Below are 23,488 nucleotides of genomic sequence, written 5' to 3'. Positions count from 1 at the left end.
ATAAATAACAAGTCCATCTGCTAGCATATTTGGACTTGTTATTTATTTTCATGTGCCTAATATTCCAAATAATATAGATATTAAATAATTCTATTCATACTATTCACTCTTGAGTGCATCTATAATATTCTCCTTTTTTACTCTTGAGCTAGAATAAAGCATTGCTACACCCACAATTATAAATACAGAAACTACAGCTGATAAAATGCTTACCCATGGAAGAATAAAATGAAAATTAAATTTTCCCATGATTATTCTATGAATTAAATACATTATTCCAATGCTTACTGGAAGTCCATATGCAAGTGATTTAATGCCATAGAATATACTTTCATAGTTTATCATTTTATTGAAGCTTTTTGGTGTCATTCCAACAGATTTTAACATGGCAAACTCTCTCTTTCTAAGAGCGACACTAGTGGATATTGTGTTAAGTATATTTGCAACGCAGATAGCTATAATTAGTGCAACAAATCCATATCCAAAAACTGACATAAGTACAATGATCTGATTTTCTCTTTGTCTATTCATAAATACATTTTGAATAGACATTCTATTGTCCCCTCCAGCATTTATAATAGTTTCAATATCTGTCTGAAGCGTTACAGGATCATTACTCTTTATAAATAAGTTTGTATCTATGCTTTCAACTATATTCCCACGAACACCTATTATTTTATCAAATACTTCTCTAGATACTATAATGTTAAACCCTGGATTTGCCTCTTGAGAAAAAACTCCTGTCGGTAATTTATCTGTAGCAGCTGCTATTTCTACTGATGTTAGCGGCTCATCTTTTTCTGTTTCAAAGTTATGATAAAGTAAATCTAGCTTCTCTCCCTTATTTACTTTTACGGCCCTTGTTTGAATATATTTTTTAGTCTGCATATCTTTATATTTAACTGTATCAATAACTATTGCAGAAATCTTATTTGTATCTTTTAATAAGTTAAAATCTACTCCAACTTCTTTTGCATATATTTTAAGAGCTTCGTTATCTAATGCATTTACATTAATACTATAAGGATATGCTCCATTTTTCATTATACTCTTGTCATCACCTTTCAAGTAGTCTGCCATGGAGTTTTCATTAATCCATACCCTTGCATCAAAAGTATTTACTTGGTTGAGCTCTTTTATGTTATCAAGAGCGCTTATTTTTTTAATTGTATTGTTTTTTTCCTCAACATTTTTACCTGTTATTAATACATTTATATCAAAACTTATTCCATCTTGACTTAAAATAACAGACTTCTTTAAATCCGAAGCAAAAGAGTTTACACTTAAAAACAATACCATACTGATAGTCAAAGAAAATACTGTTGCCTTATATCTACCTTTATTTCTTTTTAAATTCTTAAGTCCTATATTTCCCTCAATACCAAACACTTTTTCTGTAAACCTTGAAGTTTTTATCTCTTTACCTGTTAATTTTATATCCGAGGTTTGACGAATAGCATCAATAGCAGATATACTTGAAGCTCTTTTTGCAGGAATATATGTTGATATTAGTATAGTAAGAGCAGAAACTACAATGGCAGCAATAACAATTAATGGCGATACAACTACCCTAAAGTTTTCAGTAACTCCCAAAACACCCCTAATCATAGAGTTTACACATAGGAACGTAAGGCTCATACCTAAAAATCCGCAAATAATTCCAATTGGAATACCTATTACTCCTATAACTGCTCCTTCAAAAAACACTGAATCTCTCTTTTGTCTTTTAGTAGCTCCTACACTTGATAGCATTCCTAAATACCTTGAACGTTCTGATACAGAAATAGCAAAAGCATTATATATGAGCGAAATAGATCCAACCATTATTATTATAATCATTATAGCTGATAGACCAAGAATCATATTGTGCATTGAATCATCCTTAACAACTCCATGATATCTAAGTAAGCTATTATTAAACTCTACTGCTTTTATTTTATTTTGTACTGCTATATCTTTTGCATGATCAAATAGTCCTCTGTTAATACTTTTTAATATTACAAACGCATTTTCTTTTTCCTGCGAAGTAACATTATTTTCATCTACATAACCAAGTACTGTAAAACCTGGAGCCCATGTGGGCTCAAACTTAGGACGCTTTATTATACCTACAATTTTATAAGTTTTTGTATTTTCCTTTATTAAAGTTTCTCCAAGAGTATCTTTATTCTTTTGAAAATAATCGTTCTGTGTCAAAACTCTATTGTCGGAATATCTCTTTCCAATATCAGCAGTTAGAGTATCTCCTATTTTGTAGTTAACTTTAGCATTGTTTATAATGTCCTCTGAAATTACAACTTCATTTGTAGCTTTTGGGAACCTTCCCTTACTTAATTCAACTGGAAACTTCCTAAAACCTTCTTTGTTGTACTCCTGTATAAATAAGTAAGGTTTACTAACATTTTTACTTCCATTTAACACTGCATATCCTAAATCCCTACTCAAAATAACATTCTTCGTATTTTTATCACTTTTTATTGACTGGAGCTGAACGTTATCAATATCTTTATAGACAACATGCCACTCCCCTTCATTAGCTATACTTTGTCTTTGCATTACATCCATAAAAGAAACTACGAGAGTAGCCACACCAGTTACCATTGCCGCTGAGATAATTACACCTATTATAGTTACAATTGTTCTCTTTTTATTTAATTTTAAATGCCTTAAAGTCAATTTATTTATTATATTCATGAGCGAATCACCTCATTCTTTTTAATTTCACCATCTTCTATTGCTATGATTCTGTCAGCTTGTAATGCAATACGCTCATCATGAGTAATTATTATAAGGGTTTGGTTAAAAGTTTTATTAAACATTTTTAATAAATCAATTATTTCACTACTATTCTTACTATCTAGATTTCCAGTTGGCTCATCAGCAAGCATTATAGCCGGATTACTTATAAGAGCTCTTCCTATAGACACTCTTTGTTGTTGTCCACCAGAAAGTTGGTTAGGCAAATGATTGAGCCTTTTCTCTAAGTTAAGTATTTTTATTATCTCATCAAACTGCTTCTTATCTACTTTGTGTCCATCAAGCAGTAGTGGAAGAGTAATATTTTCTTCTACATTGAGTACTGGAATAAGATTATAAAATTGATATATAAGTCCGATTTGTCTGCGCCTAAAGATAGCCAGCTGTGTTTCATCTAAATTATAAATATCAGTATTATCTACTAAAACCTTACCACTAGTCGGTCTATCTACCCCTCCAAGCATATGAAGCAAAGTTGATTTTCCTGAACCTGATGGTCCAATAATTGCGACAAATTCTCCTTTTTCTACTGAAAAGGATACATCATTAAGTGCCTTCACCGCAGTATCCCCACTGCCATATACCTTAGATAAGTGTTCTATTCTTAGTATTTCCATCTTAAAACCTCCAAGTTTTTTTATCATGGTTTTAGTATATATAGTTCAGATGACTTTACAGTGACTTTATTATTACAATTTAGTCACTTATGAATATTTAAGCTTTAAATTTTGTTTGATATAAATATCTATCCTTTATACCGTTACCTTATAAAATTTTATAATAAAACATGTCCCCTCATTTTTCCTACTGCTTACATTTATATCTCCATTTTGACTTGTAACAATGGTTTTAGCCATAGCAAGGCCTATTCCCACGCTATCTTCACCTGCATTTTTGCCCTTATAAAATCGCTTGAAAATATATGGTAAATCTTCTTTTTCTATTCCACTTCCGTTATCTAAAATCTTTATTTCTGTAAACAAAGGATTTTCATCAAAGAAGATAGATATTCTTCCATCTTCTCCAGTATGCTCTATGCAATTTTTTATTATGTTGATTAAAGCCTCTGTAGTCCAGTATAAATCTCCAGTAAAGCTTACATTACTACCGCCTTCTATCACTAGTGTTTGATTCTTAATTTCTATAGGAATCAAGAGAGGCTCAGTTGATTTTCTAATTAGTTCTGATACAGCTACTCTATCCTTTTTAAAGCTCACCGTTCCAGCATCTATTTTAGATAGCTTTAGTAAAGAAGTTAACAGCCACTGCATACGATCAAGCTGCATTTCAATATTATTAGTAAATTCAATTCTTTTTTCCGCCTCTAGGTCATTATTGCTTAATAAGTCTGACATAACCCTCATAGATGTAAGCGGTGTCTTCAGCTGATGGGATATATCCGATATTGCATCAGCAAGCTGCATTTTCTCTTTTTTAAGAAGTTCCCCTTGCTTTGAAAGCATAAGAGTTACCTTATAAATCTCATTTTTAAGAATGCTTAGTTCTCCCTCTTCATTATCTCTAATATCCAGTGAATACTCTCCATTGCAAATACGCCTCAAATAACCAGAGAGTTTCTCAAGCTCTCCATATTCTCTTTTAATAAACCAAAAACTACTAACAAACAAGATAACAAAGGCTATAAAAGAAATTATTCCTGCTAGAACATTCAAGAAAAAAATACAGGCTGCTACTATCGTAGATACTATAAAAGCAATAATAAAGTACACTCTAACCTCTCTATTTCTTATCATTTTAATCACCAACCTTATATCCCAAACCCCTGACTGTCTTTATAATTATAGGCTTTTGTGGATCATCTTCTAGCTTTTCTCTTATCCTTTTTATATAAACTGTTAGCGTATTATCATTTACGAAATCTCCTGCTACATCCCATATTCCTTCTAAGAGTTGATTCCTTGATAAAACCTGCCCTGCATTATTTGCAAAGATTAGCAATAGACGATATTCAAGCGCTGTTAAAGTAATTTCTGCATCATTTTTATATACCTTTGCATCAAGAGTATTAATACGAATATTATTTAATTCTAATATTGCTTTTGAACTGCTGTCCTTACCATATCTACGTATTACAGACCTTATGCGAGAAATAAGTTCTCTGATACGAAAAGGCTTTGTTATATAATCATCTGCACCAATATCAAGTCCCATTACTACATTAACTTCATCATCGCAAGCAGTTAGAAATATGACAGGTGTATCATCTTTTTCTCTAACTATCTTACATAGTTCATATCCACTTCCATCGGGCAGCGATAAGTCAAATAAGCATAGATTAAATTTATTATCTTCTATAACACCCTTAGCTGAGGAAATATCATAACAAACCATTGTATCAACCCCCTCCTGCTTCAAGGAATATTCTAGTCCAGATGCAATAATTTTATCGTCTTCAACTAGTAAAATTTTCAAGTTATATCACCTCTCTTATAGATTTAACACTATTATAACAGCCTATACGATTTTTAAGTGACTAAATTGTAATAAAACAAAAATTGCAATTATTCTAGTCTCCTAAAAAGTAACTAAAACAACTGCAATTTAATAATTTTGCAACGAAATAACCTGCAAATTGAGCTTAAACCTGCCATTACAATCTTAGAGTTATTTGACATCTTCATTTTTAATTTCTTTTTTATTACAGCCACTCAATAGCGTTAATGAAAATAAGGATATTAACATTAATATAATTTTTTTATTACGCTTTCTCACTTAGGTTACCTCCAGCAATTTCTCTAATCTTGTATTTTGAAACATTATATAATTACGAAGATCATATCTTCATGTACATATTCTAAAATGCACTTCTGACAAAATTCTTACAAAACTAGTGCAACCTTCTACAATTCTACCAAAACATATAATCCTTCTCCATACAAACCCATTAAGTTAATAGAATTTGACACAAAACTCACTCTATATCATTAATAACATACACTATTGAAATATTTCTATTTATTAATCGCTAAAAAGTACACACCACAGCTAACTCTAAATCTTAAAACCTTCTGCCAGAGTTTATCAAAGAAACACTGAAATCAGTGGCTTTGCATTGTATCAAAATCCTAGTTCTTATTTGGTGGAGGCGAAGCGTACCTAACCCCTGCTCTATTCTCCAAGTTTAATAACTTTCACATTCACATCTAGTTCTTTAGAATATTCTTGTTTTGCTACGTCATGTATCCCCGTCGCTTTATTTCCTAACAATTGCTTATGGCATTTCAGAAGCATTTCTTTATTGATATAGTGGTATAATTATGTAAATTTTTCTTTTGGATTTTGTCTGGCAATTTCTGCTATCTTAAGTAATTTTGTTTCCATCAATTCATCTACTAATGTGAGTAGTTAATGTTTCCTTAGTTAAGACAAATATATGTAATCTCCTTCCCTATTTTCTAACCCAAGAAATAATATATTTTTTATTATCTTGAGAGGAAAGTTGTAGTTTCTCCCAATGTCCCACTAACCCTAATTCTGCTGAAGTTAACTCAAAATGACACATAGCTATGCCAATATCAACTTTGTGCATATCATTATAACTATCACTTTTTGAGTCTTTACTTTGTTCTAAATAGAAATCGTATGAATTAGAACTTTTAATTATTCTCCAAGGTTGCTTGTTTGCTGCTGAAGGTGCAAGCCTTACCATTTGAAGGGGAATAAAATACTCTAAGCTTTCAAGCTCCTTTAAAGGTGTATTGAAATCTACATCAAAAAATAGTTTAGACCAGGCTTTTCTATTTTTAGAACCTGCCATAAACCTAACGAAAGTATCCATGCCTCTTCTTGATTCACTGGGATACCCTACAGGTATAATTATTGGAAGGATTTCATTATCTTTAAGCTCCATAACCTCTGCAAATTGACCTTTATTAAAGGTCCCACCTAACCAACATGTACCCAAATTTAAACCAGTTGCATACAATACTGCTCTTTCCAATGAATATCCTAAATCAACTAATGCATTATCTGATTTTGAAATTGATGAGACTATGAAGGTAGAAGTTCCTTTTATAACACCATAAGTTCCAAGCTTTAAATTTGAATCTTTAGAGTCTATCAGCTTAACTCGTATATTTGTGCCAAAAGGTGCTTTAACCTGATTTATAACATCTATTATGCTATCGCCAATTGTTTTGTCCAAAGGCACTCCATTATATGACCTCATAGATGTTCTTGCTTTAATAACTTCTATAATTGACTTCTTGAAAATCGGATTATCTAAATTCATATTTCAACACTCACACCCTTTTTATTTTATAGTAAGTCCGTAGTTGAATTGCTAGGTTATATGCTAAGAATGTAACTTTAACTTAGATATTAATCCTTTAGTTATGAATTTAACTGCACCAGCCTGACAATATGTTTGATTAAGATATGATTGTGATTTGTGAGCCTCTCGACAGGCTTTACAATTCCCGTGATTTTTACAGCTTTTATTTATACATTTACAATTCGGATTTATAGTTGACATATTTACCTCCTAGTAATAGATATTTATTTCAAACAATTATTCTAGCAACCTATATTGCAAAAACAACTCGTGTTGCTTATAATGATTATAAAATTAGCTTATATATTTTTCAACCAACAAAATTTATAAAGTGTTGCTTATAAAACACTTTATTTACAATATGAGTTTAACTAAAATTCTTTTAAATGAGGTAATGATATGTCAGTAAATATAAATAATCCTAGAGTAAAAAGAACCCGTGATCTTATTATCAATGCTTTTATTTCATTGGTTACTAAAAAAGGCTTTGACTCCATTACAGTTAAGGATATTACTACCACAGCGACCATAAACCGTGCGACCTTCTATGCACATTTTGCAGATAAATATGCACTACTGGACACCGTCATAGTAGAGAAATTCTCTGAGATCTTTTCCCATAAACTCCTAGGCGAGATGCGCCTAAATGAGAATACTATACGAATCCTCATTCTTTGCGTTTGTGAGTACTTCGAAATGGTAAAAAGCATCTGCAAATGCGGTTTTGACTCTATTTTACCTTTAATAGGAGATAAAATATCTTGTGAGCTATATTCTACGATTTATGCATTACTTATAAAAGAACATGAATTAGCTGAAAATGAACAAATACGTGCCCAATTAGTTGCAACAATGATGAGCACTTCTATTTATAATGTAATTTACAAATGGGAAGTTCAGAAGAGACCAATCCCTCAAGAACTTCTAATTTATGAGATTATTGGGTTTGTTTTTACAGGTATGGATACTTTAAAAAAATGAAAAACACTATATCTAATAGTGTTTTTCATTTTTATTGTGCCAATTTCATTAAGTTTTTATCAATAATATTCACTGTATTTTATTATACTAAACCTCAAGTTCTTAAATGCTTGACTCACAGCAATCCATACTTTCATATATGACACTATCTTTATGATAAATATTTATATCGCTCCAACTATAATCAATGTTTATAATTTCTCCTCAGGTTACTCCTACTGCTTCCATTGATTGTTCATAAGTTACATAATATAATAACTGTTACTTTATCTCTTTTACCCTGCCCACAATACCGCTCTCAAGCATCACTTTTATGCCACGATGATGCTCTGGTGAATTAGTAAGTATCTTCGCCACTATTCCTTCTGTCAATTTTCCTGTACGTTGATCCTGCTTTTGAACAACTAAAACCGTTGCTCCTATTTTAATATTGCTTCTCTTTGTTCCGTTCATTTCAATTTCCTCTCATCTATGATTAATATTTATCCCATTGTACACTAAACTAACTATTATTTAAACCTTTCATAAAGTCCTTTCTTTTGAGTATCACCATTTATATGATAAATAGTCAAAACCAAGGTTTTATTTTAATACAATCATCAATTTATATCTATCTGAATTTTTTTAGTTGATACATAGTAATTACTTTTTTAATTTATAAATATCTGCAAACTCTATATTTATCTTTTCCACATTTCCCTCCTGTTTGATTTCTGCTTTTATTGCAGTATTTTCTTCTGTAACTGTTTTTACCGGTATTTCAATGAGAAACTCTGTTCCTTTACCGTATTCACTTTGGACTGAAATTTCACCTTCATGCATAATAACTAGGGATTTAACTAGTGATAATCCTATACCGCTACCTTCATGATTTCTAGTAAGAGATTTGTCTACTTGTCTAAATCGGTCAAAAATAATCTTTTGTTTGTCTTCTGGTATACCAATACCCGAATCCTTTACAGAAATTTCAATAGTTTCACCCTTATCTTTTATACCCACATTTATAATGCCACCCTGGTCAGTAAACTTTATCGCATTTGATAAAAGGTTTAGTATAATTCTTTCAATGCTATCTAAGTCGCAGGCTGTAATCTTTTCTTCTACATCTGTATCAAATACCAGTTCTATGCCTTTGTTTTCAATATAGTCTGCTACTGACAATGTAATATTTTCAACAATCTCTACAATATTATGATTCTGCTTACAGATTTCAAAAAAACCTGAATCAATTTTTGTGCTATCAATCATATTATTTACAAGTCTTAACTGTCTGTAACAGTTTTGTTTCATGATATTAAAATACTTCTCTTGCTTATCAGCTACATCCTTATCCTCTATAGCTTTCCTTTGGCTTTCTAAAAGCTGCAAGGTACTCATAATAACATTCAACGGCGTCCTAAGCTCATGGGAAAGGTTGCTAAAGAAATCAGCTTTCAATTGATCTAATGAAATTGCCTCCTGTAACTTTTCTTTACTTTTACGTTGACTTTCTTCTGCTTCCTTCCGAGATGTAATATCAACAAGAGAGATAACAACACCCTTAATAACATTTTCATTTGTAAGGAATGGAGAATACCTTAGTATATACCACTTATTGCTTATGCTCTTTACTTCCTTTTCAACTGAAATTAGGTTATCCATCACATTACGAGATATTTCAATTAAATCCTCATTTTTAAAGTTATGTGCTATATGGCCAATTGGGCGGCCGATATCCTGTTCTATAAGATTAATTTCCTTTGCAATAGCTGGTGTAAACTTCCTTACACGTAGGTTAATATCTAAAAACAAAGTACCTATAGTTGTACTATTTAAGAAATTTGTCATATCGTTATTTAAATCAGCGAGTTCCTGTAGCTTATACTGGTATTGTGTGTTTACAACCATTAATTCTTCATTGACGGATTGAAGTTCTTCGTTGGTACTATGCATTTCCTCGTTTGAAACCAACAATTCCTCATTGGCTGATTGGAGCTCTTCGCTTGAAGTCTCTAACTCTTCTATGGAGGATTGAAGGCTCTCCTTGGTATACTGAAGCTCTTGTTCTAAGTCAGCTATACGGCTATGCAATTCACTTACTGTATCAAAATCTTCAACATAGTCTTTGTGGCTGCCGACACTATTAATTTCTTCAAATATTACAAGAATAAGTAAACCACTCTTCTTTGTAAACAGTGGTTTAACAACAAGATTAATGTTATTTTCTTCTCGGACTAACCTGACTTTAATATTTGAATAAGCAACGGTTTTTCTCTCTTTTCTAACCTTGCTGATTGCAGTTCCAACAGCAGTTGATAGCTCCTTAGGCACCATCTTTTGAATGTCATAGCATATCATTCCCCTAGGCATCTTCAAGTATTTATCCACATCACCACAAATTTGTACAAGCCTACCATTCTCATCAACCAGCACACTTGGTGGTAGACATTCTTCTATTAAAATTGTATTGATATCTTCCATTTCTCGCTTGTTCCTTTCCACTGGAGTAAAATAATCTTCTTCAGGTTTTGACTTAATTACCTTTATACCTGTGGATATAACGGAAAAATCGTCTATGAGTGGACGCTTCTTTATATCCTTCTTTTTATAAATTTTCCACTTTGCATCAAAGGTAGAAAAATATTTACCCATTTCTCCGGTAGTTTCACTTGTCCCTAAAAACATAAATCCATTTGTTTCAAGAGCAAACTGAAAAGTTGAAATAATCCTTTTTTGAAGATCAGGTTGGAAATATATTAACAGATTTCTACAAGTTAAGAGATCAACTTTATAAAAAGGCGGATTATTTATTACGTTATGGCTTGAAAAAATAATCATTTCACGAAGGTATCTTGAAACATGGTAGCCGTCCCCTTTTTTTATGAAGTAACGGTTCAAACGCTCAAGTGATAAATCTTCAGAGATACTCTCTGGATAAACTCCCTTGCTGGCATATTCTATTGATTTAATGTCAATATCTGTAGCAAAAATCTTTATATTTATATTTCTTTGGATTCTATTCATATACTCTTTAAATAATATTGCAAGTGAATATGCTTCCTCCCCAGTAGAACATCCAGCCACCCAAACCCTGACAACAGCATTGTCTGTCTTCTTGCCAATAATTTCAGGGATAACTTCATTTTTTATCAGCTCAAAAGCATTGAAGTCCCTAAAAAATCTTGTTACTCCTATCAATAAACTATTGTATAAACACTCAATCTCTTCTTGATTTTCCTTTAAGTACGAAAGATACCCCTCTAGTGTTTGTATTTGACATATTCTTATCCTTCTATTAAGGCATCGAAGGACATACCCCTGCTTATAGAGGCTGAAATTAGTGGAATGCAAATTTTTAATTATATTGTAAATTTGCAATAAAATATCCGTTGTTTCATCAACCTTTTCCGCTTCGTCCTCTATTACATTTATCATCGAAGATTGGTTTGTATATCTTAGCAACTTTTCAGGTATGCTTGAGGGAGATAAAATAAAATCGCAGATATTGGCGGCAATTACACTTTTAGGCATTCCGTTGAATTTTGCAGTCTTAATATCTTGTGCTATTACAATGCCGCCAGCTTCCTTTATTGCCCTAGCCCCCGTGTACCATCACTTCCTGTACCTGAAAGTATGATTCCTATGGATTCTTCATTTATATCTTCAGCTAGTGATTCAAAAAAAGTGTTTATAGCGAGATTAATCTTGTGTATTGGGTCCTGTTCCTCAAGTAAAAACTGCCCCTGTGATATTTTAACATTAAACTTTGGGGGGTTCAGGTAAACACACCCCGGTGAAATTTTCATTCCATTCTTTATCTGATATACTTCCATTTCCGTTTTTCTGGATAGTATTTCTGGCATAAGGCTTTTAAATTCAGGAGATAAGTGCTGAATTACTACAAAAGCTATATTACTGGCAGGTGTCATGTTTGCGAAAAACTGTTCCAGTGCTTCCAGTCCCCCAGCCGATGCTCCAATACCCACAACATAAAAATCCCCGATTTCTGTAGCTGAACTACTCTTATCTAATTCTGGTTGAACTATTTTAGTCTGTTCCTCATCAAAGTTGCTTAAATCTATCATTTCGTCCTCCCCGTCAAGGTCTTATATAAAAAATCATCTATATAATACAAATTATACCATACATTCGACTTTTTTTACACTCTTATATATGAGTATTAAGGTCTAATAATGCCACTTACTTTCATCTTCATCCTCCTTTATTTATCGGCTTTAAAATATCAGCTTTTTAATCTATCCTCTATCTGAAAAGCATAAGTACTTTAGTACTGAATCTGAATTTAATATTGATGGAACATTAAAACACAATTACGCCAAATCCAAACCTTAGCACAATATCCCAAGTTCTGCATAAATGTTAGACCCCTAAAGCAAAATTCCCCCAAACCTAATAGTCTGAGGGAACATAAAACACACTTCAATATTTACTTAAAAACCTTCAACCCCTTTGGTGTCAGCCTATTTCTCATTTATATCTAAATTTTTTATATAGTTTTTTCAATTACTCCATAAATAATTGAACCGCTTTTTTTGCCGCCATAATATTTTTCTATTCCTAGCTTTTCAAAATCATTAGAGCCTTGTCTTTCTTTAATAACAACTCTTTTTGCACATACTCTAAGTGCTTCCATTAAAATATCTTTTGTTAACCCTTTGTGATCTGCAAAATCCCTAAAGGAATTTATTGATGTTGATTTTCTATTTGGTTCTTTAAACATAGGATCAAAATATACTACATCAAAACTATTATCTCCCTGCTTTAAAATATAATCTTCATATGATTCATTAACAACCTTTATATTATCTATATTTTTACCATTAACACCATTATAGTTTTCTAATCCACATTTACTTAAATAAGCTATATACTTATTAATTTCCGTCCCTACTACATATCCCTTTTCTCCAACAACTGCTGAAAAGACAAGAGAATCACCTGCAAGACCTAATGTACAATCCAATATACTATTTCCTTCTTCTAATTTTGTTGCCTCTATTATGGCTTCCTTATTTCCTTGTCTTATTGATTTAACCTTAAGTTCTGACATATTAGGATGCCAAAACAGTGCACTATCTTCTCCCTTTATAACAATCTTGTCTCTTTCAACTATTAATAAATAGTCAAAACCATCTTTCAAAATTGTTTCTTTGATACTAAAATTACCTCTTTTTATATATGATATATTTAAATCCTTAGATACACCTTTTGCTTTATAATTTAAGCTCTCATCTGCATCTCTTGTAGTAGTAACTGCAATCTTCATTTTTCCCTCTCTGTCTTTCTTCATATATGTTGCAAAAATAATTGTGAATTTATAATTACAAAATATATTGTTATTCTTTTGTTCTAACAAACATTATACTATATTTCAGTTGAAATATGAGTTTTCTTTATAAATACTGAAATATAATATGACATTGTACACAAATAACTCATAGTATTCTATAGAGTTATCGCACTAAATAATTAAAAATATTATCTTTCTTGATTTTGACATAGAAGCTAAAAGTAAAGGAAAAGTCCTCACATATTGCTAGAAAATAGTCCTCATCCACTTCCATAAGTTACAATTTTATTTTGTGTATACTATAACTAAAATTACACATATTAATATTATAAGGAACATAACAGTTGAGCAAAGATTTATATATGCTCTTGAGTTAGGGTGTATATAGGTCGAACAAAGATTATATAATGGTCATAATATTATGGCTGTTATATTAGTCGGCGATAAGATTTTATATGATGGGGAAAAGTTTTATTATAGTTGATTTATATCTATTATAATAGTACTCCAACTTATTATTTAAGGTCGAGTTAACATTATTCAATGTGTTGAATTGATTTTATATAGCCGTGAGGTTATATTGAGTTGAGTAAATATGTTGTTTGGTGGAGCAAAACATGATTATTAGGTTGTGATTTGTTGTATTATTAGTCGAAAGATTTTTATATGATAATAAACTATCTTTTATTGTGCTAGTTAAGATTGTTATGCTCTTTTAAAAAACAATATTCAGTTCGATAACCATACTGAATATTGTTTTTTTTACTTTCTTAATATTGTTATTTATATCAGATATCAAGTCATTCTTAAACTCACTACTATTACCCCAGAGGTCCTAATTTAAAATTCCAATTTTTTATCCTAAATTAAAAAAGCTTAACAAGTTATAAAAAATAATATTTATAGGAGTTGATAGGGGTGTGGGGCTTACAAGTTATAACATATTACCAGACTGTATATTTAATATTTTTATATTCATTTCTCACCTTAAATTCCACAAGATACATTTCCTTGAGTAACGGTAATTTTCTTGACATCTGCTGTATAAAGAAATACCACAAAATTCATTTCTGAATAATGTGATATTTCTGCTTCTTCTTTATTTTTTTACTTATCTATACTAGCACTTTTTTATAACCGGTATCCATATTTCGCTTTTAAAAGTTAGTGAAGTTACATCTTTATTCTCATTCCATAAGATCTCTGGCCCTTGTTTTTGTTCGTAGTTTGAAGATGGAAACCATTCAGAATAGATGCGTCCCCAAATATTTTGCAATGTATCTGGAAATGGTCCTACAGCTTCAAATACTGCCCATGTTGAAGCAGGAACTTCAAGTTTTGATAAGTTATCTGGACACTCTTTGGTAGTCGCTGCACCTATATAATGGTCAAGCTCTCCTTTTTCTTCCATTCGTCCTTCTGAAAAATTTAAAGATGCACTTATTAGTCCCCTTGGTTCTGTATTAGATAATTCTTTCAATTCATTGATATTTTCAACAGTTAAGCTTTGCCACATCTTAGCAATTTCAGGATTTACTCCATTAAAAATTATAGGTACTCTTTTCTTAATACCAATTATATTAAATGCTTCTTTCTCTTCAATTTTATAGTTCATTTCATTTCCTCCTTCAATTGATAAACGAAAAGTCATTCTTGGATATGATTTTAATGATTTTCCATTATATCGAGCTTCCGATGGCGTTATCCCGTGCAAATTTTGAAACGCTCTTGTAAATGAATCTGCTGACTGGTATCCATACTTAACGGCCAAGTCAATTATTCTTATATTGCTATTATTAAGTTCAAAAGCTGCTAAGGTAAAACGTCTTCTACGAATGTACTCAGACAGTGAAACTCCTGCAAGAAAAGAAAACATTCTTTGAAAATGATATTCTGAACAAAATGCTAATCTTGCTACTTTTTTAAAATCAATTTCACCATCAAGATTTTCTTCAATATAATTTAATACTTCATTCATTTTTTTTATCGAATCCATTTAGTAACCTTCCTTTCATCTATAGAATATCAGAAATCATATTTATCCATCCGACTATTCCTGCACAATTATGTAGGGTTAATTTATCACAAAATTTTCTGGACCTCTGAGGTGTTGGTCATGAATTTATAACTGCCCCCCTGCAGGTTCTCCATGAGGATTTATGTCTGAAATTGATTAAAAGTGAACATTTTCCATAAAATATTGTATAAGTAAGAATATCCTCATTTCTATATAACATCAATTGATTTTGACATCTTGTGCATTTTACTCTTTCCAATTTAATTCTTTCTTTAAATTACTGATACTATCACTTTTATCAGCACAAAACATTTCAGAAAATAAATCCAGATTTTCTTCTCCATCTTTTTCAATATATCTTTAGTATAAATTCTAAATCTTTATAATTCTGACTTAATTCAGTGTTAATATATGTCTCTAGATTATATTTTTCTAGAATCTCATTCCTATTCATATTTTTTCAAACTCTGCTTTTGACATATAGTTCTACATTTAAAGTTTTTGCTATTTCATTATCCTAATTTGCTCTTGTAAATAAAATTTTTCATTTTTATACACCTACGTTGGAGATGTATGATTTTTTACCCCATGTACTTAATGTAGAGATGACTTTTTTCTCACACTATATACTAATAGAATAATAAAACACTCCTATATAAAAAGAACAAAATCGCAGGCGACTGTGGTTAAGTTCCGTATTGTGCTCCGAACTCTTTTCATAGGTGTAGATTTTTTTTACGCATCTGCCTTTTCGAACGAATGTGAGAAAAATTTGGCAGGCGAATATATTTTCCTTTTTATTCTCTTTACAACTCATAACTTTCTTAATCTGTCTTTTCCATAACTTATCCACCTATTTAATTTGAATATAAATTCCTAGAGAATAAAAAAGAGTAGATTTCACACTACTCTATAGAACTATTTATTATTAAGCCTCTACTCTTATGCTTGTTATTGTAACACCATCACTTATAATTGTCTCTTTATATTGATCTTATGAAAACTTAAAAATACGGTTTACAATATTCGTAATCCTCTCTGCTTTCAATTTTTATACAAAGTGTAAGAAACTTTGAAGGAATATCATTATGAAACATGTCCCTGTTTTTAATACAGTTATAAAGAAAATGTCTCTGTATGCTTGCTTATGAGTTAACCCTGTAATTGCTAAAAGTGTAATAACAGCTCCATTGTGCGGTAATGTATCCATACCGCCTGAAGCCATTGAAGCTACACGGTGAAGTAATTCAGGACTCGTACCTGTAGCTGCTGCCCATGCCATATATTTTTCACCGAACATGTCAAGAACTATACTCATACCGCCTGATGCTGAACCAGTTGTCCCTGAAAGAACATTTACAGCAACTGCTTCAGAAAGAAGCGGACTACCATTAGAATTAATTCCTATTAAAGCATTAGCTATAGATTTAAATGCTGGAAGTGATTTGATAACATTACCAAAACCAACTTCTGAAGATGTGTTAAGTATAGCTAAGAATGAACCAATCGCACCTAAGTTGATAGCTTTAGGTATAGTAACTTTCATAGTTTTTGGATTTGATAAACATGCAAGTATACTACCAACAAGAAGCCCGATAATAAGTGCCCAGTTATTCATTGTTCCTGTAATTCCGCCTTCAGCCATATTATATGGCGCTTGAGTTGCCCAAGATGCGATATTCCAATTTGGAAAAACTACTTTTTGAAGAACTAAAGTAACTATAAGCACAGATACCAACGGTAATAGTGACATACCAAAGCTTGGTAAAGCTTCATTTTCATCAAATTCAGGTTCGTTTTTATGCCCTGTACCATATCCTTCTCCCTTTGCCTGAGCTGTACGTTTACGCCACTCTATATAAGCCAAACCTCCGCATAAAATGATAATTGTTGCTATGATACCAACAACTGGAGCCGCATAAAGGTCTGTGTTATAGAACTTCATTGGTATTGAGTTTTGTATTTGTGGTGTTCCCGGAAAAGCATCCATAGTAAATGTGAATGCTCCTAATGCAATAGTTACTGGGAGAAGTCTCTTTGGTATATCTGCTTCTTTGAAAACAGAAGCAGCAAATGGATATACAGCAAAAGCAACAACGAAAAGACTTATGCCACCGTAAGTAAGAATTGCACAAGATAAAACAACTGCTAAAATTGCTCTCTCCTTACCTAATTTGTTTACTATTGCTTTAGCAATAGCTTTTGCTGCGCCGGATTCCTCCATTGCTTTACCGAATATAGCTCCCAATAAGAAGAATGGGAAATAAACTTTTAGATAGTTTGCTAAATTAGGTAAGAATATTTCTGTGTAACTTGGTAAAATAGACATTCCAGATAATAAAACAGCTACTAGTGCGCACACTGGAGCCATAACTACAACTGAGAAGCCCTTATACGCTAAAAAAATTAGTAGTCCTAATGCTAAGAAAATTCCTAAAACCGCCATATTATAATACCTCCATATATATTTTTTCTTTATTCCTATATGTTCATATAGGGTTCCTCATGGATGATTAAATTTATATTGTGAATATATTCACTAACTAGAACTCAATGATATTCTTTTGTTTAATTCTCATTGCAGAACCCTATAACTAATTTTATCTATCAGTCCATAACATACTAACTTAATATTTAAATTTTTAATCCCATCGGTTCTGCTTTGAATATACTTTTATCCATAAGTTTTAAATCTGGTGATATTATTGGTTTAAATTCCATGTGAGCCAATACATCCTTCTCCAAATCTACTCCTGGTGCTATCTCTATTAGAACTAAGCCATGTTTAGATAATCTAAATACTGCTCTTTCTGTAACATAAAGTACAGGCTGTCCAATATTGGATGCGTATTCACCACTGAAAGTAATTTGTTCAACTTTATTTACGAACTTATCAACCTTACCTTCATTTAGTATTGTTAGCTTACCTTCATCTATTTTTAGTTTTAGTCCCCCTGTTGTAAATGTGCCGCAGTATATAACTTTTTTAGAATTTTGAGTTATGTTTATAAATCCACCACAACCTGCAATCTTAGGACCAAATTTACTAACATTTATGTTACCAACTTTATCACATTGTGCTAATCCCAAGAAAGCTACGTCAAGACCACCGCCATCATAAAAATCAAACTGAGTAGCTTGGTCCATTATACATAATGGATTAGTTGTAGCTCCAAAGTTTAAGCCACCTGCAGGTACTCCGCCTATTCCTCCCGGCTCTACAGTTAGAGTCATTTTATCTCCAATACCTTCTTCACTAGCAACTATAGCTATTCCTTCCGGCATACCAATTCCTAGATTTGTTGCAGCATCAGGTACAAGCTCCATAGCACATCTTCTTGCTATTACTTTCCTTTCATTAATCTCTAATGGTACTATTGAATCTACTGGCACTCTAGCATCTCCAGAATATGCTGGGTTAAATGCTTCACCAAATGTTTGCATGTTATTTTCAGGAGAACCAACAACTACTGCATCAACATATATTCCTGGAATTTTGACTTTTCTTGGATCAAGGGATCCTTTAGCAACTATCTTTTCAACCTGAAGAATTACTATTCCACCAGAATTTTTAGCTGCTTGAGCCATTGCAGTTGCATCAAGTGTTAGTGCTTCCTTTTCCATTGTTGCATATCCATCCTCATCTGCGTATGTTGCTTTTAAAATGGTAACATCTATAGGAAAAGTTTTATAAAGCAAATATTCCTTATCATCTATGTTGATTAAACTTACGATGTCTTCTGTTGTAAGTTTATTAAGCTTTGCACCTTCTATTCTAGGATCTACAAAGGTTTTCAATCCAACATGAGTTAATGTCCCTGGTTTTCCAGCAGCAATATCTCTGTACATCTGTGATATTGTTCCCTGCGGTAAATTGTATGCTTCTACCTTATTTTCCATAGCTAGTTTTTGAAGCTTTGGTGTTAAATTCCAGTGTCCACCTATTATTCTTTTAAGCAGCCCTTCATAACCAAGATGATTTAAACCCTTATCCTTCCCGTCACCTTGACCTGCTGCATATATTAATGTCAAATCTCTAGGTAACTGTTTACTCAAAAATGATTTTTCGATTTCTGCTGTAATTTCTTCTGGATGAGCACAGCCAACAAATCCACCCACTGCAATAGTATCTCCATTTTTTATTAAAGCGACAGCTTGCTCTTTTGACATAACTTTAGATTTAGATTTCATTCATAATCCCTCCTCATACCTTTTTATAGAGCAATTAGGATGCCAAGTTTCTTTCCAAAAGTCGAAAACCTTTTCCAAATCTACTAAACTCTTTAAATATTATTTTTTTAAACTGTTTACTATTAATTCTATTTACCTTCTTAAATAAAATAAATCAGAAAAATATGTGTTTTTTTTGTACACTTTTAAAGATTTTCCCCCATAAGATTAATATTATATAATCTTTGTTAATGTTTATTTCCTTTACATGTATTTTTTTTATACATATTTTTTTATGAATTAATAAAAGCTTATAAATAGGCTATTCTCAAAATTTCTATCAATGTTTAAACTAATATTATGTAACCTATTTTATTGAATACTAATTGCATAAGTATTTTAAATATAGGGTAAAAAACAATTAAGTAGGAACTTTTTAAAATCCCTACTTAATTATACTTTTAAATTAAATTCTTCTATTTTCTTATATAACCCCGCCCTGCTTATTCCTAATATTTGAGCTGTTTTATTTTTATTCCAATTGTTTCTATTTAAACACTCTAGAATAACTTCCTTTTCAACCTCTTCAACTATGGTTTTCAAGTATTCATTTTTATCACTATATCTTTTGTATTTAGCACTTGTAAATCTTTCAGACAAATGTTCTGTTTTTATCATTATATTGGAATCCAACAAATTAATTGCTCTTTCAATAACATTTTCAAGTTCTCTAATGTTACCTGGCCAATCATAGTTGCCTAAACACTCTATAGCATCTTTAGATATCCCCTCTACATATACATCTAATCTTTTTGCTATTTTAATTCTCAATGCATTTGCCAATGCAGGAATATCTTCCTTCCGCTCTCTTAAAGGAGGTGAAACAATTTTCACAACATTTAGCCTGTAATACAGATCTTCTCTAAACTCCCCTTTTTTAACAAGCTCCTCAAGATTTTTATTTGTCGCAGTAATTATTCTAACATCAACGCTTTTTACTCCGCTGCCTCCGATACTCTCAATCTCCCTTTCCTGAATTACCCTTAAAATTTTAGCCTGCATGTTTATATTCATGTCACCTATCTCATCTAAAAATATTGACCCGCCATTTGCTAGTTCAAACTTTCCTTTTTTTCCACCTTTTTTGGCTCCAGTAAAAGCACCTTCTTCATAACCAAATAATTCTGATTCTAATAATTCTGCTGGAATAGAGGCACAGTTTATCTTTATAAATGGAGCTAAGTATCTTTTACTGCTATTATGAATAGAATGGGCAATCATTTCTTTGCCTGTACCACTTTCACCGTTTATTAAAACATTTGAATTTGTATTTGCAACTTTTCCTATTAAATCTTTTACTTTTCTTATTTTATTAGAATGTCCAATAATATTTTCTACAGAATACTTCGCCGTTTTATTTTCAGCAATTTTGCTTTTGTAAAATTCAACCTCTTTTTCTAAGTCGAGCAACTTTTTACTTAGAGCATGAAAATCGCTAATATCTTTAAATACTACTTTACCTACAGCACTTATAACCTTTCCATCTTTTTTTATAGGCACACGCATAGCAATCATTTTATTACCTTTTATTTCCTGAATACCACCTATATCTGCAATCCCTGTTTTTAAGACCTTCCCCATCTTTGTATTTTCTATTATATCCTCTACTTTTTTTCCTATAGGATTATCGCAACCTAAAAATTCTTTATAATCATCACTGATACTGGTAATTATACCTTTTTCATTTATTACCACAAACCATTCATTAAAAGCATCCATTACAGTAAGTAGCGCATCAATATAATCCTTATCTAGGTTTATCTTATTCTGCATTTTTTTTTGATCTGTAATATCAGTAAATATTTCTATTGAACCTTCTACCCTTTCATCTTTAATTATAGGAATTCTATTTGAAATAATTTCTTTTCCATTAATAAAAACCATCTGAGATAATTCAGCTTTTCCTGCTTTTGTGATTTTTGGTATTTGTATTTCAGGTAACACCTCACCTATATATTTACCAAGATTTCTCTCTGAACTAATTCCAAACATGTCTTCTGCCTTTTTATTTATAACTAATATAATTCCTTTTTTATCAATCACTATTAAAGCTTCATTTACATTTTGAATTATTAGTTCAAAACATTCTTCTAAAAACATAATTACCTCCCTATTTAATTATATTTTGTAATAATTCATTTCATTAACAGCAATTAAACAGTCATAAATCTCTCTTTATTGATTTATAACAATAACTTTTTATACGTTTTCAAAGAAATTTTCAACTAGTGTTTATTTGTGTTTTTAAAAGAAATGAAAATCCAAATATATCTTATATTTGAATATTATTATACTACACTTAAGAAAAATTATAAAGAATCGTCAAATTTTGATATATATACAATAACAAAAGTCTTTTAGCAAACTAATGCAAAAGACTTTTGTTATTATATTCTATTTATTCAGTTCTTTAATCATTTATGCTATTTTTTTAGGTGGCATAACCATTGCTTCGCCGTCAATAACTACTTTTCCGTCCTGATTAGTACATACTGTCTTGAACTTTACTCTATTTCTATCTTCAATCACTTCTATAGCCTCTATTTCTGCTGTTATTGTATCTCCAAAGTGAACTGGTGCAGTAAATTTAAGGTTTTGTGATAAATAAATTGTACCTGGTCCTGGAAGCTGCATACCAAAACATGTCGAAATAAGACCTGATACTAATATACCATGTGCAATTCTCCCTTTAAATATTGTTTCTTTTGCTGTAACTTGATTTGTATGTGCTGGATTTAAATCTCCAGTAATTCCAGCAAATAAATATACATCTGATTCACCAATAGTCTTTACGACTGAAGTTTTGTCTCCTACTTTTATCTTATCAATACTTAATCCTTGCATTATTTTAACCTCCTATTATTTTAATCTATACATTCTAACTACGGATTAAATCATTTTAATTAATAAATTATATTATTCAGCGCTCTTTATTTCTTTAACTTGAGCTATTAATTCTGGTACTACTTTAGTAAGATCACCAACTATTGCATAGTCAGCAATTTTCATTATTGGAGCTGAATCATCTTTATTTACAGCAATGATTAAATCTGAATCTTGCATACCAGCAACGTGTTGGATAGCTCCAGAAATACCACAAGCTATATATATTTGAGGTCTAACAGTCTTACCAGTTTGACCTACTTGATATGCTCCATCAATCCATCCTTTTTCTACAGCTGCTCTTGATCCAGCCACAGTTCCGCCTAGAGCTTCTGCTAATTCTTTAAGTAATTGGAAGTTTTCTTTGTTTCCAACTCCTCTACCACCTGATACGATGAAATCTGCTTCAGCTATATCAACGATATCTTTCTTAGCTTTTATAGTTTCTAAAACTTTAGTTCTTACATCGCTATCTTCTAATTTAACATCAACTTTTTCAATTTTACATTTAGATGGATCAGTTGTAATCTTTGCAAATACTCCTGGTCTTACTGTTGCCATTTGTGGTCTATGTTCTGGACAAGCAATTGTAGCCATTAGGTTACCACCAAATGCTGGTCTTGTAGCTAAAAGATCGCCATTTGTAACATCAACATCAATTGATGTACAGTCTGCTGTTAATCCTGTTGATAATCTAGCAGCTATTCTTGGACCTAAATCTCTTCCGATGAAAGTAGCTCCTACGAATAATATTCCTGGTTTTCTTTCATTTGCTAAATCACAAATAACTTTTGTGTAAGCATCAGTTGTATAGTGTTCTAAGTTTTTATCATCAGCAACTAAAACTTCATCTGCACCGTGCTCTGCTAAAGTTTTTGCTAATCCTTCTATGTTGCTACCTAATAATAAAGCTGTAAGATTTACTCCTAATTCATCAGCAATTCTTCTACCTTCACCAAGTAATTCTAAAGATACTTTTTGTAATTCGCCTTCTCTTTGTTCAGCAAAGACCCAAACGCCTTTGTAATCTGCTATA

The 23,488-nt window shown here is 31.5% G+C and carries 17 protein-coding genes; 1 reads left to right on the top strand and 16 read right to left on the bottom strand.

Going from position 1 to position 23,488, the window contains the following annotated elements; translation table 11 throughout:
- Positions 1-99: 99 nt before the first annotated feature.
- The 6 genes from L3B96_RS25185 to L3B96_RS25160 all read right to left on the bottom strand — a co-directional run bounded on the left by L3B96_RS25185 (position 100) and on the right by L3B96_RS25160 (position 7,252).
- The gene (locus L3B96_RS25185) at positions 100-2,694 is read right to left on the bottom strand and encodes an FtsX-like permease family protein (protein ID WP_238948913.1); all 2,595 of its coding nucleotides are present in this window, start codon (positions 2,692-2,694) and stop codon (positions 100-102) included.
- The gene (locus L3B96_RS25180) at positions 2,691-3,374 is read right to left on the bottom strand and encodes an ABC transporter ATP-binding protein (RefSeq protein ID WP_238948912.1); all 684 of its coding nucleotides are present in this window, start codon (positions 3,372-3,374) and stop codon (positions 2,691-2,693) included. The genes L3B96_RS25185 and L3B96_RS25180 overlap by 4 nt, the downstream gene beginning before the upstream one ends.
- 135 nt (positions 3,375-3,509) lie before the next feature.
- Positions 3,510-4,511, bottom strand: coding sequence for a HAMP domain-containing sensor histidine kinase (locus L3B96_RS25175; protein ID WP_238948911.1), 1,002 nt, complete (start codon positions 4,509-4,511; stop codon positions 3,510-3,512).
- A gap of 1 nt (position 4,512) precedes the next feature.
- Positions 4,513-5,190, bottom strand: a complete 678-nt coding sequence (locus L3B96_RS25170) for a response regulator transcription factor (RefSeq protein ID WP_238948910.1) — start codon at positions 5,188-5,190, stop codon at positions 4,513-4,515.
- A 976-nt stretch (positions 5,191-6,166) separates the two neighbouring features.
- Positions 6,167-7,009 carry a nitroreductase family protein gene (locus L3B96_RS25165; protein WP_238948909.1) on the bottom strand — a complete coding sequence of 281 codons (843 nt, stop codon included), beginning with the start codon at positions 7,007-7,009 and terminating at the stop codon, positions 6,167-6,169.
- Positions 7,010-7,072: 63 nt separating this feature from the next.
- Complete coding sequence (locus tag L3B96_RS25160; protein ID WP_009170585.1) at positions 7,073-7,252, bottom strand: hypothetical protein; 180 nt, start codon at positions 7,250-7,252, stop codon at positions 7,073-7,075.
- A 198-nt stretch (positions 7,253-7,450) separates the two neighbouring features.
- Here L3B96_RS25160 and L3B96_RS25155 point away from each other — a divergent pair, with 198 nt between their 5' ends.
- Positions 7,451-8,032 carry a TetR/AcrR family transcriptional regulator gene (locus tag L3B96_RS25155; RefSeq protein WP_238948908.1) on the top strand — a complete coding sequence of 194 codons (582 nt, stop codon included), beginning with the start codon at positions 7,451-7,453 and terminating at the stop codon, positions 8,030-8,032.
- A 261-nt stretch (positions 8,033-8,293) separates the two neighbouring features.
- Here the strand turns inward: L3B96_RS25155 and L3B96_RS25150 are convergent, their stop codons facing one another.
- The 10 genes from L3B96_RS25150 to L3B96_RS25105 all read right to left on the bottom strand — a co-directional run bounded on the left by L3B96_RS25150 (position 8,294) and on the right by L3B96_RS25105 (position 23,487).
- A complete protein-coding gene (locus L3B96_RS25150) occupies positions 8,294-8,485 on the bottom strand; it encodes a YwbE family protein (protein ID WP_238900846.1) in 192 nt (63 codons plus the stop codon).
- 189 nt (positions 8,486-8,674) lie between these two features.
- Positions 8,675-11,209, bottom strand: a complete 2,535-nt coding sequence (locus L3B96_RS25145) for a CheR family methyltransferase (RefSeq protein WP_238948907.1) — start codon at positions 11,207-11,209, stop codon at positions 8,675-8,677.
- A gap of 389 nt (positions 11,210-11,598) precedes the next feature.
- Positions 11,599-12,096 carry a chemotaxis protein CheB gene (locus L3B96_RS25140; RefSeq protein WP_238948906.1) on the bottom strand — a complete coding sequence of 166 codons (498 nt, stop codon included), beginning with the start codon at positions 12,094-12,096 and terminating at the stop codon, positions 11,599-11,601.
- A gap of 422 nt (positions 12,097-12,518) precedes the next feature.
- Positions 12,519-13,298, bottom strand: a complete 780-nt coding sequence (locus L3B96_RS25135; protein WP_343073118.1) for a class I SAM-dependent methyltransferase — start codon at positions 13,296-13,298, stop codon at positions 12,519-12,521.
- Between the two features lie 1,144 nt (positions 13,299-14,442).
- Positions 14,443-15,318 (bottom strand): AraC family transcriptional regulator, encoded by an 876-nt coding sequence (locus L3B96_RS25130; RefSeq protein ID WP_238948904.1) that lies wholly within the window; start codon positions 15,316-15,318, stop codon positions 14,443-14,445.
- A gap of 1,072 nt (positions 15,319-16,390) precedes the next feature.
- Positions 16,391-17,785, bottom strand: coding sequence for a GntP family permease (locus L3B96_RS25125; RefSeq protein ID WP_077856815.1), 1,395 nt, complete (start codon positions 17,783-17,785; stop codon positions 16,391-16,393).
- A gap of 188 nt (positions 17,786-17,973) precedes the next feature.
- Complete coding sequence (locus tag L3B96_RS25120; RefSeq protein ID WP_238948903.1) at positions 17,974-19,530, bottom strand: acyl CoA:acetate/3-ketoacid CoA transferase; 1,557 nt, start codon at positions 19,528-19,530, stop codon at positions 17,974-17,976.
- 432 nt (positions 19,531-19,962) lie between these two features.
- On the bottom strand, positions 19,963-21,669 hold the full coding sequence (locus L3B96_RS25115; protein ID WP_171781171.1) for a sigma 54-interacting transcriptional regulator: 1,707 nt from the start codon (positions 21,667-21,669) through the stop codon (positions 19,963-19,965).
- A 318-nt stretch (positions 21,670-21,987) separates the two neighbouring features.
- Complete coding sequence (locus tag L3B96_RS25110) at positions 21,988-22,413, bottom strand: MaoC family dehydratase (RefSeq protein ID WP_077830696.1); 426 nt, start codon at positions 22,411-22,413, stop codon at positions 21,988-21,990.
- Between the two features lie 72 nt (positions 22,414-22,485).
- A complete protein-coding gene (locus L3B96_RS25105) occupies positions 22,486-23,487 on the bottom strand; it encodes an electron transfer flavoprotein subunit alpha/FixB family protein (RefSeq protein ID WP_238948902.1) in 1,002 nt (333 codons plus the stop codon).
- Position 23,488: the final 1 nt, after the last annotated feature.

This window comes from Clostridium sp. YIM B02569 (assembly GCF_022320765.1).
GTDB lineage: Bacteria > Bacillota > Clostridia > Clostridiales > Clostridiaceae > Clostridium > Clostridium beijerinckii.
This window is presented reverse-complemented; position numbering and strand designations above follow the sequence as displayed.

Excerpts from the sequence above, each read along its gene's own strand:
- L3B96_RS25185 (WP_238948913.1), bottom strand. The coding sequence starts at position 2,694 with ATGAATATAATAAATAAATTGACTTTAAGGCATTTAAAATTAAATAAA.
- L3B96_RS25160 (WP_009170585.1), bottom strand. The coding sequence starts at position 7,252 with ATGTCAACTATAAATCCGAATTGTAAATGTATAAATAAAAGCTGTAAA.
- L3B96_RS25130 (WP_238948904.1), bottom strand. The coding sequence starts at position 15,318 with ATGGATTCGATAAAAAAAATGAATGAAGTATTAAATTATATTGAAGAA.
- L3B96_RS25125 (WP_077856815.1), bottom strand. The coding sequence starts at position 17,785 with ATGGCGGTTTTAGGAATTTTCTTAGCATTAGGACTACTAATTTTTTTA.
- L3B96_RS25140 (WP_238948906.1), bottom strand. The coding sequence starts at position 12,096 with ATGATAGATTTAAGCAACTTTGATGAGGAACAGACTAAAATAGTTCAA.
- L3B96_RS25180 (WP_238948912.1), bottom strand. The coding sequence starts at position 3,374 with ATGGAAATACTAAGAATAGAACACTTATCTAAGGTATATGGCAGTGGG.
- L3B96_RS25150 (WP_238900846.1), bottom strand. The coding sequence starts at position 8,485 with ATGAACGGAACAAAGAGAAGCAATATTAAAATAGGAGCAACGGTTTTA.
- L3B96_RS25115 (WP_171781171.1), bottom strand. The coding sequence starts at position 21,669 with ATGTTTTTAGAAGAATGTTTTGAACTAATAATTCAAAATGTAAATGAA.
- L3B96_RS25110 (WP_077830696.1), bottom strand. The coding sequence starts at position 22,413 with ATGCAAGGATTAAGTATTGATAAGATAAAAGTAGGAGACAAAACTTCA.
- L3B96_RS25155 (WP_238948908.1), top strand. The coding sequence starts at position 7,451 with ATGTCAGTAAATATAAATAATCCTAGAGTAAAAAGAACCCGTGATCTT.
- L3B96_RS25120 (WP_238948903.1), bottom strand. The coding sequence starts at position 19,530 with ATGAAATCTAAATCTAAAGTTATGTCAAAAGAGCAAGCTGTCGCTTTA.
- L3B96_RS25175 (WP_238948911.1), bottom strand. The coding sequence starts at position 4,511 with ATGATAAGAAATAGAGAGGTTAGAGTGTACTTTATTATTGCTTTTATA.
- L3B96_RS25135 (WP_343073118.1), bottom strand. The coding sequence starts at position 13,298 with ATGAAGATTGCAGTTACTACTACAAGAGATGCAGATGAGAGCTTAAAT.
- L3B96_RS25165 (WP_238948909.1), bottom strand. The coding sequence starts at position 7,009 with ATGAATTTAGATAATCCGATTTTCAAGAAGTCAATTATAGAAGTTATT.